The 16322-nt window shown below is 59.6% G+C and carries 18 protein-coding genes; 11 read left to right on the forward strand and 7 right to left on the reverse strand.

Annotated elements, in window-relative coordinates; genetic code table 11:
* Positions 1 to 37: 37 nt before the first annotated feature.
* The 4 genes from purC to DXT96_RS07650 all read left to right on the forward strand — a co-directional run bounded on the left by purC (position 38) and on the right by DXT96_RS07650 (position 2274).
* The gene (gene purC / locus DXT96_RS07635) at positions 38 to 802 is read left to right on the forward strand and encodes a phosphoribosylaminoimidazolesuccinocarboxamide synthase (protein WP_006314097.1); all 765 of its coding nucleotides are present in this window, start codon (positions 38 to 40) and stop codon (positions 800 to 802) included.
* A 55-nt stretch (positions 803 to 857) separates the two neighbouring features.
* Positions 858 to 1100, forward strand: coding sequence for a phosphoribosylformylglycinamidine synthase subunit PurS (gene purS, locus DXT96_RS07640; RefSeq protein ID WP_003507918.1), 243 nt, complete (start codon positions 858 to 860; stop codon positions 1098 to 1100).
* A 19-nt stretch (positions 1101 to 1119) separates the two neighbouring features.
* Entirely contained in the window at positions 1120 to 1791 is a 672-nt protein-coding gene (purQ, locus tag DXT96_RS07645) for a phosphoribosylformylglycinamidine synthase subunit PurQ (protein WP_153514053.1), read from the forward strand.
* Positions 1792 to 1869: 78 nt separating this feature from the next.
* Positions 1870 to 2274 carry a hypothetical protein gene (locus DXT96_RS07650; protein WP_153514054.1) on the forward strand — a complete coding sequence of 135 codons (405 nt, stop codon included), beginning with the start codon at positions 1870 to 1872 and terminating at the stop codon, positions 2272 to 2274.
* 249 nt (positions 2275 to 2523) lie between these two features.
* Here the strand turns inward: DXT96_RS07650 and DXT96_RS07660 are convergent, their stop codons facing one another.
* A complete protein-coding gene (locus tag DXT96_RS07660) occupies positions 2524 to 2829 on the reverse strand; it encodes a DUF1127 domain-containing protein (protein WP_153514056.1) in 306 nt (101 codons plus the stop codon).
* 93 nt (positions 2830 to 2922) lie between these two features.
* Between DXT96_RS07660 and DXT96_RS07665 the strand changes: the two genes are divergently transcribed.
* From DXT96_RS07665 to DXT96_RS07675, 3 genes are all read left to right on the forward strand, one after another.
* Positions 2923 to 4341: a PLP-dependent aminotransferase family protein gene (locus DXT96_RS07665; RefSeq protein WP_153514057.1), complete on the forward strand. Its 1419-nt coding sequence runs from the start codon at positions 2923 to 2925 to the stop codon at positions 4339 to 4341.
* Between the two features lie 154 nt (positions 4342 to 4495).
* The gene (gene purL, locus DXT96_RS07670; RefSeq protein WP_153514058.1) at positions 4496 to 6730 is read left to right on the forward strand and encodes a phosphoribosylformylglycinamidine synthase subunit PurL; all 2235 of its coding nucleotides are present in this window, start codon (positions 4496 to 4498) and stop codon (positions 6728 to 6730) included.
* 16 nt (positions 6731 to 6746) lie between these two features.
* Positions 6747 to 6980, forward strand: a complete 234-nt coding sequence (locus tag DXT96_RS07675) for a BolA/IbaG family iron-sulfur metabolism protein (RefSeq protein ID WP_003507909.1) — start codon at positions 6747 to 6749, stop codon at positions 6978 to 6980.
* A 134-nt stretch (positions 6981 to 7114) separates the two neighbouring features.
* On the opposite strand, the gene DXT96_RS07680 is transcribed toward DXT96_RS07675, so the two are convergent.
* Positions 7115 to 8263, reverse strand: a complete 1149-nt coding sequence (locus tag DXT96_RS07680) for a hypothetical protein (RefSeq protein ID WP_153514059.1) — start codon at positions 8261 to 8263, stop codon at positions 7115 to 7117.
* 111 nt (positions 8264 to 8374) lie between these two features.
* On the opposite strand from DXT96_RS07680, the gene DXT96_RS07685 reads away from it, so the two are divergent.
* The 3 genes from DXT96_RS07685 (at position 8375) to DXT96_RS07695 (ending at position 10449) form a co-directional block, all read left to right on the forward strand.
* Positions 8375 to 8623 carry a hypothetical protein gene (locus DXT96_RS07685; protein WP_153514060.1) on the forward strand — a complete coding sequence of 83 codons (249 nt, stop codon included), beginning with the start codon at positions 8375 to 8377 and terminating at the stop codon, positions 8621 to 8623.
* Between the two features lie 147 nt (positions 8624 to 8770).
* A complete protein-coding gene (grxD, locus tag DXT96_RS07690; RefSeq protein ID WP_149897323.1) occupies positions 8771 to 9106 on the forward strand; it encodes a Grx4 family monothiol glutaredoxin in 336 nt (111 codons plus the stop codon).
* 134 nt (positions 9107 to 9240) lie between these two features.
* Positions 9241 to 10449, forward strand: coding sequence for a multidrug effflux MFS transporter (locus DXT96_RS07695; protein ID WP_149898085.1), 1209 nt, complete (start codon positions 9241 to 9243; stop codon positions 10447 to 10449).
* Positions 10450 to 10522: 73 nt separating this feature from the next.
* On the opposite strand, the gene DXT96_RS07700 is transcribed toward DXT96_RS07695, so the two are convergent.
* The 5 genes from DXT96_RS07700 to rpsD all read right to left on the reverse strand — a co-directional run bounded on the left by DXT96_RS07700 (position 10523) and on the right by rpsD (position 14840).
* A complete protein-coding gene (locus DXT96_RS07700) occupies positions 10523 to 11347 on the reverse strand; it encodes an inositol monophosphatase family protein (protein WP_153514061.1) in 825 nt (274 codons plus the stop codon).
* Positions 11348 to 11376: 29 nt separating this feature from the next.
* Positions 11377 to 12204: an inositol monophosphatase family protein gene (locus DXT96_RS07705; protein ID WP_153514062.1), complete on the reverse strand. Its 828-nt coding sequence runs from the start codon at positions 12202 to 12204 to the stop codon at positions 11377 to 11379.
* Between the two features lie 19 nt (positions 12205 to 12223).
* A complete protein-coding gene (gene ttcA, locus DXT96_RS07710) occupies positions 12224 to 13162 on the reverse strand; it encodes a tRNA 2-thiocytidine(32) synthetase TtcA (protein WP_194287578.1) in 939 nt (312 codons plus the stop codon).
* A 61-nt stretch (positions 13163 to 13223) separates the two neighbouring features.
* Positions 13224 to 14153, reverse strand: a complete 930-nt coding sequence (locus tag DXT96_RS07715; protein ID WP_127757991.1) for a glutaminase — start codon at positions 14151 to 14153, stop codon at positions 13224 to 13226.
* A 69-nt stretch (positions 14154 to 14222) separates the two neighbouring features.
* Positions 14223 to 14840 (reverse strand): 30S ribosomal protein S4, encoded by a 618-nt coding sequence (gene rpsD, locus DXT96_RS07720; protein WP_046798221.1) that lies wholly within the window; start codon positions 14838 to 14840, stop codon positions 14223 to 14225.
* Positions 14841 to 15292: 452 nt separating this feature from the next.
* Here rpsD and DXT96_RS07725 point away from each other — a divergent pair, with 452 nt between their 5' ends.
* Positions 15293 to 16276, forward strand: a complete 984-nt coding sequence (locus tag DXT96_RS07725) for a TerC family protein (protein WP_153514063.1) — start codon at positions 15293 to 15295, stop codon at positions 16274 to 16276.
* Positions 16277 to 16322 lie beyond the last annotated feature (46 nt).

Below are 16322 nucleotides of genomic sequence, written 5' to 3' on the forward strand. Positions count from 1 at the left end.
GCCACCAGAATCGGCGTCAACCAAGAGACCTGCTATCATGAACCGTCGCCGCCGTATTTACGAAGGCAAGGCCAAGATCCTTTACGAAGGTCCGGAGCCAGGCACGCTTATCCAGTTCTTCAAGGACGATGCGACCGCCTTCAACAAGAAAAAGCACGAAGTCATCGACGGCAAGGGTGTGTTGAATAACCGTATCTGCGAATACGTCTTCACACATCTGAACAAGATCGGCATTCCCACCCACTTCATCCGCCGCCTCAACATGCGCGAGCAGTTGATCAAGGAAGTGGAAATGATCCCGCTCGAGATCGTCGTGCGCAATGTCGCCGCCGGCTCGCTGTCCAAGCGCCTCGGCATCGAAGAAGGCGTGGTCCTGCCGCGCTCCATCATCGAGTTTTATTACAAGTCCGACGAGCTGGAAGACCCGATGGTCTCCGAAGAGCACATCACGGCTTTCGGCTGGGCCAACCCGGCCGAGCTTGACGACATCATGGCGCTTGCCATCCGCGTCAACGACTTCCTGTCCGGCCTGTTCCTGGGCGTCGGTATCCAGCTCGTCGATTTCAAGATCGAATGCGGCCGCCTGTTCGAAGGCGACATGATGCGCATCATTCTCGCTGACGAGATTTCGCCCGACAGCTGCCGCCTCTGGGACATCGAGACCCAGAAAAAGATGGACAAGGACCTGTTCCGCCGCGATCTGGGCGGGCTTGTGGAAGCCTATTCCGAAGTGGCGCGCCGTCTCGGCATCATCAATGAAAACGAACCGATCCGCGGCACCGGCCCTGTCCTGGTAAAGTAATATCGGCCTCGTGAAGTAATATCGGCACCGCAAGGTAAAATCAGGAGAAGATCAGGTGATCAAGGCACGGGTGACTGTTACGCTGAAGAACGGCGTTCTCGATCCGCAGGGCAAGGCAATTGAAGGCGCGCTCGGCAGCCTCGGTTTCGGCGGCGTCGGCCATGTCCGTCAGGGCAAGGTCTTCGATCTGGAACTGGAAGGCGCCGACAAGGCCAAGGCAGAGACCGACCTGAAGGCAATGTGCGAAAAGCTGCTGGCCAATACGGTTATCGAAAACTACGCTATCGCCATCCTCTAAAGCCGCAGGAGCCGTCCCGATGAAATCCGCTGTCGTCCAACTTCCCGGCCTCAACCGCGACCGCGACATGATCGCCGCGCTGACGAAAATCTCCGGAAGCGCGCCCGTCACCATCTGGCAGACGGAAACGGATATTCCTGATGTCGACCTGATCGTCATTCCGGGCGGCTTTTCCTATGGTGACTATCTGCGTTGCGGCGCGATTGCGGCGCGCATGCCGGTCATGCAGGCCATTCGCGAAAAGGCCGAACAGGGCGTCAAGGTTCTCGGCGTCTGCAACGGTTTCCAGATTCTGGTCGAGGCGGGCATGCTGCCGGGTGCTTTGATGCGCAACGCCTCGCTGAAATTCGTCTGCCGTGAAGTGAAGCTCGAAGTCACCAACAACGACACCGAATTCACCCGTGCCTATGACCAGGGCCAGATCCTGCGCTGCCCCGTCGCACATCACGACGGCAACTATTTCCTCGATACGGATGAGCTGAAATCCGTTGAAGATAGCGGCCAGGTCGTGTTCCGTTATGCGCAAGGCACCAACCCCAACGGCTCGATGAACGACATTGCCGGCGTCATCAACGCCAGGGGCAACGTGCTTGGCATGATGCCGCATCCGGAAAACCTCATCGAAGCCGCCCATGGCGGCAATGATGGCCGCGGCCTCTTCGCCTCCGCACTCGGCGTCATCGCAGCCTGACAGACCGGGCGGGCTTTGAGCCCGCCTTTTTTAATGCCGGCTTTCGGCTAAGTTTCGGCTTCTCTTCTGGATGACCTGATGCCTCGTCTTCTTCGCCACAATGCCTATAAAGCCACCGGATTGCTGCTCGCAGCAGTCGCGCTCGCCGCCTGCCAGCCGAAACCACAGCCGGCTGCCTCCGTATCCCGTGCGGCCCTGCCGACGATGGAACGGATTGCTCTTGGCGCGAATGCCTGCTGGTTCAAATCGGGTGATGCGGCGTTCAAGGCCTATCGTCTGGCCCCGGAACTCAACTCCTTCTCCGGCCGTCCGCGCATCCTGCTCGTACCGCGCAACAGCCCGGAATCGCGCCCCATGCTGGTCGTTCAGGCAGAGGGCAATCCGGCAAAGCTCGACGCTTTCGGACCCGCGATGAACGAGGCCATCTCCGGCCGCATCGCAACCGATGTCAAGCGCTGGGCGAACGGCGGCAAGGGCTGCTGATTTAGGCATATATCTACGCCAAGAACGTCATCCTCGGGCTTGTCCCGAGGGCCTAAGCACGTCAACAAAATCGATATGTTGCAGATCTTCGGGACACGTCCGAGGATGACGGAGAATTGTTTTGGCCGTTTGCCTGCATCCCCGTGTAAACGCATAAAAAAACCCGCCGACGCCGGTTGGGAGTGGCGTGGCGGGCTGCCGAATGGCTTGATGGCGCCGGGGAAAGAAGGCACCGCTCTTCGACAAAAATTACAAAGACCGCGACGGCCAGGAGAAAAGCTGCGATTTCGCGGCCTCCTTCAAGGCCTCGTCCCGCGTAACGCCGATATCCTCCAGAAGATCGTCGGGCAGTTCCCGCAAAGCGAGCCGTCCCCGTCGTTTCTGCTGCCAGTGCGACAAGCCCATGATCAGGCGACCAATAAGCGTGCGGGCGATCTTGGCCGGAAAAGGCGCCGGTGCGACCATGTCGCCGGCATCGCGGAACACGCGTTCCCGTTCGTAGCCATCAGGATAAAGCGTATCCGCTGTCGAAAGGTATTGATCCATCTTGCGCATATTGCACCTATTGTCTCCGTGTGATTGTCACCGTTGAATGCAGCCAATAAATACAATTGACTTACAGACAGATACAATGCATAAATTGTCACCATGACAAATTGGCTTCCTGACATCGCAGCGGGCAACGGCCCGATTTATCTCCGCCTTGCCGACAGCATCGAGTGTGCGATTTCCGACGGCGTGTTGCAGGCCGGCGCAAAATTGCCGCCGCAGCGTAATCTCGCCTATGATCTCGGCGTGACAATCGGGACAATCAGCCGCGCCTATGCGCTGATTCATGAACGTGGTCTCGTCAGCGGCGAGGTCGGCCGCGGCACCTATGTCAACGAGCGCAAGACCCCTGCCCCCTCGTCGCGACTGGAACCGGTGGCAGCAGCCTTTGGCAGCACGCGCCACGCCATAGACTCCAGCGCCGAATTCCGGCTGAACACGACCGCGGCACCGGATGTCGGCCAGAGCGCGCTGATCGCCAGGCACATCGAGGCCGTCACCCGAGAGCACACCAGCGACATCACCAATTACGCCCGTTCGTTCCCCGATAACTGGTGTATGGCGGGTGTCCGCTGGCTTTCCCAGAACGGCTGGTCGCCAAAGCCGGAAAATATCGTCTCGACGCTCGGCGCCCATGCGGCGGTGATGAGCGTGGTGACGGCGATGACGGCGCCGGGGGACCGCATCGTCTTCGAACCATTGACCTATTCCCATATCAGCCGCAGTGCCGCACTTGCAGGCCGGCGGGTGACGTTGGTGGAAGTAGACGAAAACGGCATCGTCCCTGACGATTTCGAACGCGTCTGCGCCCAGCAGCACCCGAAAATGATCTTCCTGATGTCCGCAGGCCAGAACCCCACCTGCGCCACCCTGCCGGAAGAACGCCGCCGCGCCATTGCCGAGATCGCCCGCCGGTACGGCGTATGGATCGTCGAGGACAATCTCTATGGAGCGATGACCCGCGAGCCGATCCCGCTGATCGCCGAATTCGCGCCCGATATCACCTTCGTGGTCGGCGGCCTGTCGAAATCCGTCGCCGCCGGTGTCCGCGGCGGCTGGGTCGCCTGCCCGGCGCAATATTCCTCGCGTATCCGGATTTCACATTCGATGATGACGGGCGGATTGCCCTTCATACTCGCCGAATTGAATGCACGTCTCGTCAATAGCGGCGACGCCGATGACATCCGCAAGGATTGTATCGCCGAGATCAACCAGCGCGAGGCAATCGCCAGACGCGTCTTTGCCGGGCTGGATTTCAACTCGCTGCCCGATATCGCCTTCCTGTGGCTGCGGCTGCCTGAACCTTGGCTTTCCGGCACCTTCCGCAATGCGGCGATGAAGGAGGGCGTGCTGATCGACGACGAGGACGAGTTCAAGGCCGGGCGAACGGAAAAGGTCTTCCATCGCGTCCGCATCAGCTTTTCCGGCCCTTCCAGCCGTGAGGAACTGACACACGGCTTCAGCATTCTTCGTCACCTGCTCGATAATGGTTCAGCCGGCTATGAAAGCGTGGCCTGATCCCTGCCACGGCCCTGCGGGCACCACCTGCAGGTCGCTAATATCGGCACAAACCGCCAATTAGCGGGCAAAGCGGCGCATTTTCCTGTCGCACGATCCAGCCTCTTGCGCTAAAGAACCGGAAACTTTCCTCGGCTCGAACCGCGTGAGACCTATGTCTATCTCAAACTCCATCAAGATCACCCCGGAACTCGTTGCATCCCACGGGCTGAAGCCCGACGAATACCAGCGTATCCTCGACCTGATCGGACGGGAACCGAGCTTTACCGAGCTTGGCATCTTCTCGGCCATGTGGAACGAGCACTGCTCCTACAAGTCTTCCAAGAAGTGGCTGAAGACCCTGCCGACCACGGGACCCCGCGTCATTCAAGGCCCCGGCGAGAACGCCGGCGTTGTCGATATCGATGACGGCGACTGCGTCGTCTTCAAGATGGAGAGCCACAACCACCCGTCCTATATCGAGCCCTATCAGGGTGCCGCGACCGGCGTCGGCGGCATCCTGCGTGACGTCTTCACCATGGGCGCCCGCCCCATCGCCGCCATGAATGCGCTGCGTTTCGGCGCACCCGATCATCCGAAGACCCGCCACCTCGTGGCCGGTGTCGTCGCCGGTGTCGGCGGTTACGGCAATTCCTTCGGCGTGCCGACTGTCGGCGGCGAAGTGGAATTCGATCCGCGTTACAACGGCAATATCCTCGTCAATGCCTTCGCAGCCGGCCTTGCCAAGTCCAACGCGATCTTCCTCTCGGAAGCCAAGGGCGTCGGCCTGCCGGTCGTCTATCTCGGCGCAAAGACCGGCCGTGACGGCGTTGGCGGCGCGACCATGGCTTCGGCTGAATTTGACGAATCCATCGAAGAAAAGCGCCCGACGGTTCAGGTCGGAGACCCCTTCACCGAAAAGTGCCTGCTGGAAGCCTGCCTTGAGCTGATGAAGACCGGAGCGGTCATCGCCATTCAGGACATGGGTGCCGCCGGCCTCACCTGCTCCGCCGTCGAAATGGGCGCCAAAGGCGATCTCGGTATCGAACTCGACCTCAATGCCGTGCCGGTGCGCGAAGAGCGCATGACGGCTTACGAAATGATGCTGTCGGAAAGCCAGGAGCGCATGCTCATGGTTCTCGAACCCTCCAAGGAAGAAGTCGCCAAGGCGATCTTCGTCAAATGGGGTCTGGACTTCGCCATCGTCGGCAAGACCACCGACGACCTGCGCTTCCGCGTCATTCACAATGGCGAGGAAGTCGCCAACCTGCCGATCAAGGAACTCGGCGACGAGGCTCCCGAATATGACCGCCCATGGACGCCCGCCAAGGTGCCGGCACCTCTGGCGGAAACCGACATTCCCGCAGCCGATATAGCCGATGCGCTGGTGTCGCTCATCGGTTCGGCTAACAATTCCTCGCGCCGCTGGGTTTACGAACAGTATGACACGCTGATTCAGGGCAACTCCCTGCAGCTACCGGGCGGCGATGCCGGTGTGGTGCGTGTCGAAGGCCACGACAAAAAGGCGCTCGCTTTCTCCTCCGACGTAACGCCGCGTTATGTCGAGGCCGATGCTTTCGAAGGCGGCAAGCAGGCGGTTGCCGAATGCTGGCGCAACATCACCGCGACAGGTGCTCTGCCGCTGGCGGCCACCGACAACCTGAACTTCGGCAATCCGGAAAAACCCGAGATCATGAGCCAGCTCGTCCACGCCATCAAGGGCATCGGCGAGGCCTGCCGCGTCTTGGAATTCCCGATCGTTTCCGGCAACGTCTCGCTCTATAACGAGACCAATGGCCAGGCGATCCTGCCCACCCCCACCATCGGCGGCGTTGGCCTCCTGAAGGATTGGGGCCGCATGGCACGCATCCGTTTTGCCGCCGCTGATGAAGTGGTGCTGCTTATCGGTGCGCCTGCCGGTCTCGGCACCCACATCGCCCAGTCGGTTTACATGCGTGATATCCATGGCCGCACCGATGGCCCGGCGCCGCATGTCGATCTGGCTGCTGAAAAGCAGAATGGCGATTTCGTTCGCAACCTGATCACCGACGGCCTTGCCACCGCCGTGCACGATTGCTCTTCGGGCGGCCTCGCCCTTGCGGTTGCCGAAATGGCGATTTCCTCTGGCATCGGCGCGACGATCGATGCGGTCGAAGGCCATAATCCGGTCCTCACCTTCTATGGCGAAGATCAGGGCCGTTATGTCCTGACGGTGAAGAAGACCGATCTCGACAAGGTGCAGGCGGCTGCCAAGGCTGCTGGCGTTTCCTGCCCGGCAATCGGCGTTACCGGCGGTGCAAGCGTAAAGCTGGGCACGGCGCGCGCCGTCGAGATTAAAGAATTGCACTTGGCCCATGAATCGTGGTTCCCTCAATTCATGGACGGCGAAACTTTGCTCGCCGCAGAATGAATTAAGGAGAAACACCATGCCCATGAAACCCGGCGACATTGAAGACATGATTAAGGCGGGAATTCCCGGGGCAAAGGTCACGATCCGCGATCTGGCCGGTGATGGCGATCATTACGCGGCGGAAGTTGTTGCGGAGGCATTCAAGGGCAAGACCCGCGTGCAGCAGCACCAGATGGTCTATGACGCGCTGAAGGGCAATATGGGCGGCGTTCTGCATGCCCTTGCCCTACAGACCTCGGCTCCAGAATGATTGCGGCCGGGAAAGCGGTTCCGGCGAGACAGTCTCACTGTCCCGCCGACGCATAAAGGCTCCGGACTAATTCAAAGGCCCGCGTGACACTCTCACGCGGGCCTTTTCACATCAGGTGGAATGGCAAACGCCGCTTACAAGGCAGGCGGGCTCTGTGAATCCAGATCGGCGAAGGTCGCGGCCGGCAAAGGCCCGGCGGTCAGCAGGGTAAAATCGTAACCGGATCTGCGATCCGGCCCCAGAACATATTGGCGGTGCATGCGCAGGAAGTTGCGCTTGTTCTTTTTATAGCGCTCCGGCGAAAGCGAATGCTTGAAACGGATCGGCACGATCTTCGGCTGCGGTGCGTCTTTGTGGCCGGTCAGGGCCACGGTGTTGCACCGGTAGAGGTGGATAGGATCGGTCAGGCACTGAATATCGAACCATATCACTTCCGGGTGACGAGCGATCTTACCCACGCTCTCACGAAGCCTGTCCGCACTCGACAGCAGCGCGCATTGCAGGGCAGCACCGCCCAGCGTCGCGAAAGACAGGTTGCGGCCATTGAGCGCTTCTGGATTGAGTTCCAGTACACGGCCGATAACGGCAAGCGCAAGACTGGCCCCCATGCTGTGCGACACGACCAGAACCTCCTCCGAAGGTTGTTCCAGCGCCTTGAGAACCAGCGCCGCCTTTTCCTCGATCCAGTCGCGGGCAATCGGCTCATCACGGCCAACGGCCAGCGCAAACCGCCAGTCGGCGTAAAGATGCAACGTGTGAAACCGCTCCGCGAAAGGCAGAAACGCCTTCACGAAAAACAAGGTGGCGGCGGGTAGACTGATCGCAAGCAACCAGAGCGGCAAACTGAACAGCCATGGCGACAGGGCAATACCCACAGCAAGCGCACCGCCCACCAGCATCAGCAGGAACGGGAAGATGAAGAATAGGCCGAACCGCCAGGCGTGGCGAAGATACCGCCCTGCCCCGCCTTCCGCGGCAATACCGGCCGCAGCCGCAAAGCCCAGCCCGATCTGCCGCCAGACGGGCGCACGCCGCAGGCGCGATATCACCGCATTATGATCGTAGACGAAGATCGTGGAGCGCGTCCGCCAGTCACCAGCCGACGCCTCTACCGTGAATGCTTCACCCGCCGACGTAGTCTCAAGCGCCCCCACCGCATAGCCGACATCCCACGTCTTGCCGGCCAGCGCCGCCGCCCGCTGGTAACGCAGATGATGGGCCGCCGCATCGAGCGGATCGAAACCGGGAAAATAAAGAACAAGTCGAGACTTGACGGTCGGCATGCTTAAACCTTCAGGGCTGGAGACACCCGAAAGGATCGCTTGATACAGTGGGCGATGCACGTATAGTAAAAATCACGACGGAAATATGATTTATTTATTGGCGGGGAAAAATTGTCTGGCATCGTCGATCAATTGCTCAACGGCGTCGTCAAGGGCGCGCTGTCTGAAATCCTCACCAAGACCGGCATCCGCAAAACCCGCCGAATGCGACGGACAAAAAGCACCGGTTCCCTCGCCGGCGGCATCGTCGGCTCCGTTCTGGAAGCCGCGCTCAGTGGCGCGACCAAAAGCAAGCCGGCCAAGAAACAGGTGAGCAAAAGACGCACCGCCGCCGCCCGCAGCCGGCAGCGATATCGCTGAGGCGCCGCAAACCACTTTTTTGGCGTGTCATGCACTGCAACACTGTTGCATTTTTTCCGTCCGACGGGTGGAAATCGCGCGGCGACATGTTATTTAGGAACGAACAGAAAGCAGCGGCCTTGAACCGCATGTGAAAGGAATAAGCCTATGAGCGGCATTAACGACATGATCGACAGTGAAGTGAAGAGCAACGACATCGTTCTTTTCATGAAGGGCACCCCGCAATTTCCGCAGTGCGGTTTTTCCGGTCAGGTGGTACAGATTCTCGATTATCTCGGCGTCGACTACAAAGGCATCAACGTGCTTGCCGATGCCGACATCCGTCAGGGTATCAAGGACTATTCCAACTGGCCGACCATCCCGCAGCTCTACGTCAAGGGCGAATTCCTCGGCGGCTGTGACATTGTAAAAGAGATGTTCCAGTCCGGCGAGTTGCAAACCCACTTCCAAGAACAGGGTATCAGCGTCCGCGGCGCGGCCTGATTTCGGCCGGTTCATCCGGCCCACCCTGATTGTCAGAAATTTATGCCAGGCGTTGCTTCATGCAACGCCTTTGCCGTTCTTTTTGGGGCAATCCTGTGACAGAACTTTCACAATCCACCTCCCGCACCATTTCGATGGGGCGCACGGAATTTATCGCTCTGGCCGCGATGCTGATGGCGCTGAATGCGCTCGCCATCGACATCATGCTGCCCGGTCTTCAGGAAATCGGCGCATCCCTGGGCGTCGTCAATGAAAACAGCCGCCAATACGTGATTTCCACCTATCTTCTGGGCTTCGGCATCGCCCAGCTTCTTTATGGCCCGATTTCGGACCGTTTCGGACGCCGCACGCCGATGCTTGTCGGGCTGGCGATCTACATCGTTTCAGCCATTGCCGTGGTCTTCGTGCCGTCATTTGCCGGGCTTTTGGTCCTGCGCTTCATTCAGGGCATCGGTTCGGCGGCAACGCGCGTCATCACCATTTCCATCGTGCGCGACATCTATGGCGGCCGGCAGATGGCGGAAGTCATGTCGCTGATCATGATGGTGTTCATGGTCGTCCCGGTCATCGCGCCCGGCACCGGCCAGATCGTGCTGTTCTTCGGCAACTGGCATTTGATCTTCGCCTTCATGGCCGGCATCGCCGCCGTCGTGACGGCCTGGATGTATTTCCGCCTGCCGGAAACATTGCATCCCGACGATGTCCGTCCCTTCACCGCCCGCTCGGTGCTTGGCGGCTTCAAGATCGTGCTCACCAACCGTATCGCGCTCTGTTACACGCTCTCCAGCACCTTCATCTTCGGTGCGCTGTTCGGCTTCATCAACTCGGCTGAACAGGTCTATAAGGGCATTTATGGCCTCGGCGCATGGTTTGCGGCGGCCTTTGCCGGCGTTGCCCTGTTCATGGCCTTCTCGTCCTTCATCAATGCAAGGCTGGTCGGCAGGTTCGGCATGCGCAAGCTGTCGCATGGATCGCTGCTCGGCTTCATCGCCATCACCTTCGTGTGGTTGCTGGTGCAGATATTCGGGCCGGAGCCGATGCCCTTCCCCATCTTCATCGTGTTCTTCGCATTTGCCATGTTCCAGTTCGGCTGGATCGGCTCGAACTTCAACTCGCTGGCCATGGAGCCGCTCGGCCATGTCGCCGGCACGGCCTCCTCCGTCATCGGCTTCATGGGAACCGTCGGCGGCTCACTGATCGGTGCCGGCATCGGTCAGGCTTTCGACGGCACGGCGCTGCCGATGGTGGCCGGCTTCTTCGTCGTCTCGATCATCGGCCTGATCTTCGTGCTGATCGGTGAAAAGGGTGTGCTGTTTCAGGCCCACAACAAGCCGACGCATTAACGGGCAAGGGACACACAAAAAGGGCGCGGAATTCTGTTCCGCGCCCTTTTTGTTGAATACAGCCGAGCGGCTATCACACCGTAAAAATCTTCTCGCGCAGCAGCTCCCATGTCTCCTGATCCGGCGCCAGCAGCAACCCGCCATCCCCATGGCGGGGCAGGTAAGGCGAACCGTCAAGCCGGGCGGCATAAGCGCCTGCTTCCTGCGACAGCAGCGTGCCGGCCAGATGGTCCCAGGGCATCAGCTTGTTATACATCAGGAAATGCATGTGGCCGCCGCACAACAGGCGGTATTCATGCGCCGCGCAGCGATAGCTCGTGAAGAGCCGCAAATCCGCAAGGTTCATCAAAATCTTGCGGCGTGTCTCCACATCGAAATAACCGGTATTGGCGATGCCGACCATCTGCGACAGGTGGGGCGCCGTCACGACCGACATCTGCGTCTGCGAGCCATCGGCGGCGCAAAGCCATGCGCCGGAGCCTTTTTCGGCAATCGCCCAGTCATTGCCCATCGGATCGAAGATCAGGCCGGCGACGGTCTCGCCCTTGGAGATGACGCTCATCATCACGCCGAACAGCGGCAGGCCGGAAGCGAAATTAAAGGTGCCGTCGATCGGATCGACCACCACGGCAAGATCGGCGTCGGCAAGCTTGCCGAGCAGGGATGGATCAGCCGCAACCGCCTCTTCACCGATGAACAGTGCCTGCGGCATGATTTCCTCGACGCGGGCGCGGATCAACCGTTCGGCAGCCTCGTCGGCCTCGGTGACGAGGTCGATAGCCTCGGACTTTATTCTGACGTCGCCTTCGCCCAGATTACGGAACCGCGGCAGGATTTCCACTGCTGCCGCCTCCTGAAGCGCGTTGGCAAGAGAGGCGATGTCGAGTTCGAGAGCCATGGGCGATATCCTTCCTTGTGATGTACCTGCTATAAGGCGACGATTTCCCGTCGCAGCATCTTCCAGCTTTCCTTGTCGGGAGCCGACAGGATGCCGCCCGCCGTCTGTCCTGGCCGGTAGGGCGTATTGTCGAAACGGGCCGTGTAACCACCCGCCTCCTGATGGACGAGAACACCGGCAAGGTGATCCCAGGGCATCAGCTTTTCATGACCGATGAAATGCAGCTTGCCGGCTGAGGCAAGCCAATATTCATGCGCCGAGCAATTGATCGAAAGCGCCATCTTTATCTTCGCCATATTGGCGGCAATGACAGGACGGCGATCCTCATGGCTGTGGCCCCAGGAAAAGATGCCGACCATTTCGGGCAATGGCGCGGGATCCGCGACCTTGAGCCTGGCCTGCGAGCCGTTCTTGCGGTGGAGACAAGCCCCCTCGCCTTTGAGCGCGACGATGGTATCGCCCATGACAGGATCGTGGATGATGCCCGCCACCGTCTCACCCTTGACGGTGACCGCAAGCAGAGTGCCGAAAGCGGGAAAACCGGAGGCGTAATTAAAGGTGCCGTCGATGGGATCGATCACGAAGGCGAGCGGCGCATCGGCAAGAGCGGGGATGACGGACGGGTCCGCCTCATAGGTCTCTTCGCCGACGATATGGGCCTTTGGAAACCGTGCAAGCAGCGCGGCGGTAATCGCCTTTTCCGCCAGAATGTCAGCCTCGGTGACGAGATCGACGGCAGAGGTCTTTTCGGAGATCGCGCCTGCGCTCAAATTGCGGAAGCGGGGCATGATTTCATTCGCGCCGGCAGCGGCGACGGTGGAAACGAGGAATTCGATATCTTTGTCGGAAAGGCTCATGGCGCGGGGCACTTCTTCATCAGGGAGGGCTGGCCTCCCTACGCTCTTCAGGTGACGCCCCGGTGACAGCAAGCGCCGCGAAATCAAAAAGCTTCGGATCGAGCAGATGCGACGGGTTCACATGGGCAAGCGCCCGCAACATCACATCCTTGCGGCCCGGCATGCGCCGTTCGATATCGGCCAGCATCTCCTTCATCGCATTGCGCTGAAGCCCGTCCTGTGAGCCGCAGAGGTCGCAGGGAATGATCGGGAATTCCATCGCGGCGGCGAATTTCGCCATATCGTCCTCGGCGCAATAGGCCAGCGGCCGCATGACCATCAGGTCGCCCTCGTCATTCATCAGCTTTGCCGGCATGCCGGCCAGCCGGCCGCCATGGAAGAAATTCATGAAGAAGGTTTCGAGAATATCCTCGCGGTGATGGCCAAGCAGCAGCGCGTCGCAGCCTTCCTCCCGCGCGATGCGGTAGAGATTGCCGCGCCGCAGCCGCGAACAGAGCGAACAGTAAGTGCCGCCGGAAGGCACCTTTTCCTTCACGATTGAATAGGTATCGCGATACTCGATCCGATGGGCAACGCCGATCTTCGCCAGATAGTCCGGCAGCACATGCTTGGGAAAATTCGGCTGGCCCTGATCCAGATTGCAGGCGACAAGCTCCACCGGCAAGAGGCCGCGCCATTTGAGATCGAGCAGCAGCGCCAGAAGACCATAGCTGTCCTTGCCGCCGGAAAGACCGACAAGCCAGCGCTTCTGGCCGTTCAGCATGCCGAAATCTTCAAACGCCTGCCGCACATTGCGCAGCAGCCGCTTGCGCAGCTTGTTGAACGAGACCGAACGCGGAGCATTGTCGAACAGGGGATGCGAGCTGCCGTTTTCCTCGGACGCGTCCTGATCCGCCCCGATCTGGTCGGCCCCGGCCTGATCTACAAAGTCATCAATCTTGGTGAGAATGTTCATCATCCGCTCGCTCCGGCACGACTGCCGTTCTTCATGCAGGCAATGCCCCCATCCGCCGGCAATATCAAGCCCCGAATACCGACCAGCCGGTTTTCGTCGCCAGCAATTCCAGCGCCTGTGACCCGAGCGCCGAATTGCCGACCTTATTGAGACCCGGCGACCAGACCGCAATCGACGCATTGCCCGGCGCCACCGCCATGATGCCGCCGCCGACGCCGCTCTTGCCCGGCAGGCCGACATGATAGGCGAAATCGCCCGATCCGTCATAATGGCCGCAGGTCAGCATCAACGCATTGATGCGCCGTGCGCGGCGGTCGGAGACCACGGTATGACCCGTCAGCGGATTGCGGCCGCGATTGGCGAGAAACAGCCCGGCGCGGGAAAGCTGCGCGCAAGTCATCGAGAGTGCGCACTGATGGAAATAAACGCCGAGCGTATGTTCCACGGGATGATGCAGATTGCCGAAGGAGCGCATGAAATTGGCAAGCGCAAAATTGCGGAAACCCGTCGCCTGCTCGGATTTCGCCACCGTATCGTCAATGCTGATCGTGTCATCGTCCGCGAGGTAACGCACGAAGCGCAGAAGCTCGCCGATCGCCTCGCGCGGCTGGTGGCCGGAAAGAACGATATCGGTCACCACGATTGCGCCGGCGTTCACGAAGGGATTGCGCGGGATGCCGTGCTCATGTTCCAGCTGGACGATGGAGTTGAAGGAAGAGCCTGAAGGTTCACGCCCCACCCGGTTCCACACCGTCTCACCGGCCTTGCCGAGCGCCAGCGTCAGCATGAAAACCTTGGAGATACTCTGGATCGAAAACGGCACAAGTGCATTGCCGGCCGTATAAGTGGTTCCATCGACGGTGGTGATGGCGATGCCGAACTGGTTGGGATCGACCTTGGCGAGTTCGGGAATGTAATCCGCAACCTTCCCCTCACCCAGCCGCGGCAGCATGCTGTCGTAAATGGAATCGACGATCGCCTGAATATCCTGCATGCAAAGCCTTCCCCAGCAAACAAAAAAGCCGCCCCGAGGGGCGGCTTTCTCAATACTGAAACGCGTCGATTAACGCGAGTAGAATTCGACGACCAGATGCGGTTCCATGACGACCGGGTACGGAACGTCGGAAAGCGACGGAACGCGGGCGTAGGTCGCAACCATCTTGTTGTGGTCGACTTCGATGTAGTCAGGAACGTCGCGCTCAGCGAGCTGAACGGCTTCGAGAACCGTCACCAGTTGCTTGGACTTCTGACGAACTTCGATAACGTCGCCAGCCTTGCAACGGTAAGAACCGATGTTGACGCGAACGCCGTTAACCGTGACGTGGCCATGGTTGATGAACTGGCGCGATGCGAAAACGGTCGGAACGAACTTGGCGCGGTAGACGATGGCGTCCAGACGCGACTCGAGCAGGCCGATCAGGTTCTCGGAAGTGTCACCCTTGCGACGGTTTGCTTCGTCGAAAGTGGCGCGGAACTGCTTTTCGCGCAGTTCGCCGTAGTAGCCCTTGAGCTTCTGCTTGGCGCGCAGCTGCGTGCCGAAGTCGCTCATCTTGCCCTTGCGGCGCTGGCCGTGCTGGCCTGGGCCGTATTCGCGGCGGTTTACCGGGGACTTCGGACGACCCCAGATGTTTTCGCCCATGCGGCGGTCGATTTTGTACTTGGCCGATTCGCGCTTGCTCATCGTATTTCCTTCTTAAAAGGTTATGCCGGTCTGTTACCAAACCGGTTTAAGGAAACACGCCCTCCTCTGAAGCCCGTTTCAGGGCCTCTGACAGGCTTCTCACATGCAAATGGAGAAACCACGGGACATGTCGGTGATATTGACCGCCAAACGTCAGCTATTAAACTGCAAGGCAACCAACAAAACACACCGGACATCACTGCCCGGCGTTGGGGCGGCTTCTAAACACGTTTTACAAATTTGTCAAACAACGCCCGCCGCTTTTTTTCTCGAGCCTGCCCTTGAAAAGGATAAGTGGCCACCTACCTACCCATCGTGATCAGAACTCGGGCCCCTCTGACGTGTTACCGGACAACACGTGATGTCGAGTTTCTTTAGGTTGGGGCCCACGTATATTCTTGACACACGTTCCCCATCCGCAAAGCCAACCTCGTCCGGCTAAAGGTTGACTGATGGACTTCCTCCTAATGGATTTTCTCGGTACCCCCACATGGATGTGGGCGGTCTTCATTTCTCTCGTCTTTGGCCTGCTGGCGCTCGATCTCGGCGTGCTGCACAAGAATTCCAAGGAAATCGGCATTCGTGAAAGCCTGCTGATGTCCGGCTTTTACATCGCCATCGGCTTGGCCTTCGGCGGCTGGATCTGGTATCAGTCCGGCCAGCAGTCGGCGATGGAATATGTCACCGGCTTCGTGGTCGAAAAAAGCCTGGCGATGGACAATATCTTCATCATCGCCATGATCTTCTCCTATTTCGCCATTCCCCGCCAATATCAGCACCGCGTGCTGCTGTGGGGTATCCTCGGCGTCATCGTCCTGCGCGGCATCATGATCGCCGGCGGTGCAGCCATCGTCGAAAACTTCCACTGGGTGCTGTATCTCTTTGCGGCCTTCCTCGTCTTCACCGGCCTCAAGATGCTGTTTTCGTCCGACCATGACGAGAACGACATCGGCAACAACCGCATCCTGAAATTCCTGCGCAGCCGCCTGCCGGTGACAGACAGGCTGCATGGCGAGAAATTCTTCGTCAAGGAGACGGATGAAACCACCGGCAAGCTGAAGACCTTCGTGACGCCCCTGTTTCTGGCGCTCATCATGGTCGAAATTGCCGACCTTATCTTCGCGGTCGATTCGATCCCGGCGATCTTCGCGATCACCACCGACCCGTTTATCGTCTACACCTCGAACATCTTCGCGATCCTCGGCCTGCGCGCCCTCTACTTCGCACTCGCCGCCCTGATCCACCGCTTCGCCTATCTGAAATATGCGCTGGCTGCGGTTCTGGTCTTTGTCGGCTCCAAGATCTTCGTCGCCGATATGCTCGGCATCGCCAAGATCCCGCCCGCCGTCTCGCTCGGCGTCACCGTCGCCATCCTCGCAACCGGCATCATCGGTTCGCTGATTGCAACGCGGAAAGAAGTGAAGGCTGTCGAGTAGTGATTGCGGAGAGGAGGCGGTAACGCCTCCTCTCACGCCGTCACCC

This window comes from Agrobacterium sp. ICMP 6402, assembly GCF_009498615.1.
Classification (GTDB): Bacteria; Pseudomonadota; Alphaproteobacteria; order Rhizobiales; family Rhizobiaceae; genus Agrobacterium; species Agrobacterium burrii.

Coding starts and splice junctions, on each gene's coding strand:
- purC (WP_006314097.1), top strand. CDS start 38: ATGAACCGTCGCCGCCGTATTTACGAAGGCAAGGCCAAGATCCTTTAC.
- purQ (WP_153514053.1), top strand. CDS start 1,120: ATGAAATCCGCTGTCGTCCAACTTCCCGGCCTCAACCGCGACCGCGAC.
- DXT96_RS07650 (WP_153514054.1), top strand. CDS start 1,870: ATGCCTCGTCTTCTTCGCCACAATGCCTATAAAGCCACCGGATTGCTG.
- DXT96_RS07660 (WP_153514056.1), bottom strand. CDS start 2,829: ATGCGCAAGATGGATCAATACCTTTCGACAGCGGATACGCTTTATCCT.
- DXT96_RS07665 (WP_153514057.1), top strand. CDS start 2,923: ATGACAAATTGGCTTCCTGACATCGCAGCGGGCAACGGCCCGATTTAT.
- purL (WP_153514058.1), top strand. CDS start 4,496: ATGTCTATCTCAAACTCCATCAAGATCACCCCGGAACTCGTTGCATCC.
- DXT96_RS07675 (WP_003507909.1), top strand. CDS start 6,747: ATGCCCATGAAACCCGGCGACATTGAAGACATGATTAAGGCGGGAATT.
- DXT96_RS07680 (WP_153514059.1), bottom strand. CDS start 8,263: ATGCCGACCGTCAAGTCTCGACTTGTTCTTTATTTTCCCGGTTTCGAT.
- grxD (WP_149897323.1), top strand. CDS start 8,771: ATGAGCGGCATTAACGACATGATCGACAGTGAAGTGAAGAGCAACGAC.
- DXT96_RS07695 (WP_149898085.1), top strand. CDS start 9,241: ATGGGGCGCACGGAATTTATCGCTCTGGCCGCGATGCTGATGGCGCTG.
- DXT96_RS07700 (WP_153514061.1), bottom strand. CDS start 11,347: ATGGCTCTCGAACTCGACATCGCCTCTCTTGCCAACGCGCTTCAGGAG.
- DXT96_RS07705 (WP_153514062.1), bottom strand. CDS start 12,204: ATGAGCCTTTCCGACAAAGATATCGAATTCCTCGTTTCCACCGTCGCC.
- ttcA (WP_194287578.1), bottom strand. CDS start 13,162: ATGATGAACATTCTCACCAAGATTGATGACTTTGTAGATCAGGCCGGG.
- DXT96_RS07715 (WP_127757991.1), bottom strand. CDS start 14,153: ATGCAGGATATTCAGGCGATCGTCGATTCCATTTACGACAGCATGCTG.
- rpsD (WP_046798221.1), bottom strand. CDS start 14,840: ATGAGCAAGCGCGAATCGGCCAAGTACAAAATCGACCGCCGCATGGGC.
- DXT96_RS07725 (WP_153514063.1), top strand. CDS start 15,293: ATGGACTTCCTCCTAATGGATTTTCTCGGTACCCCCACATGGATGTGG.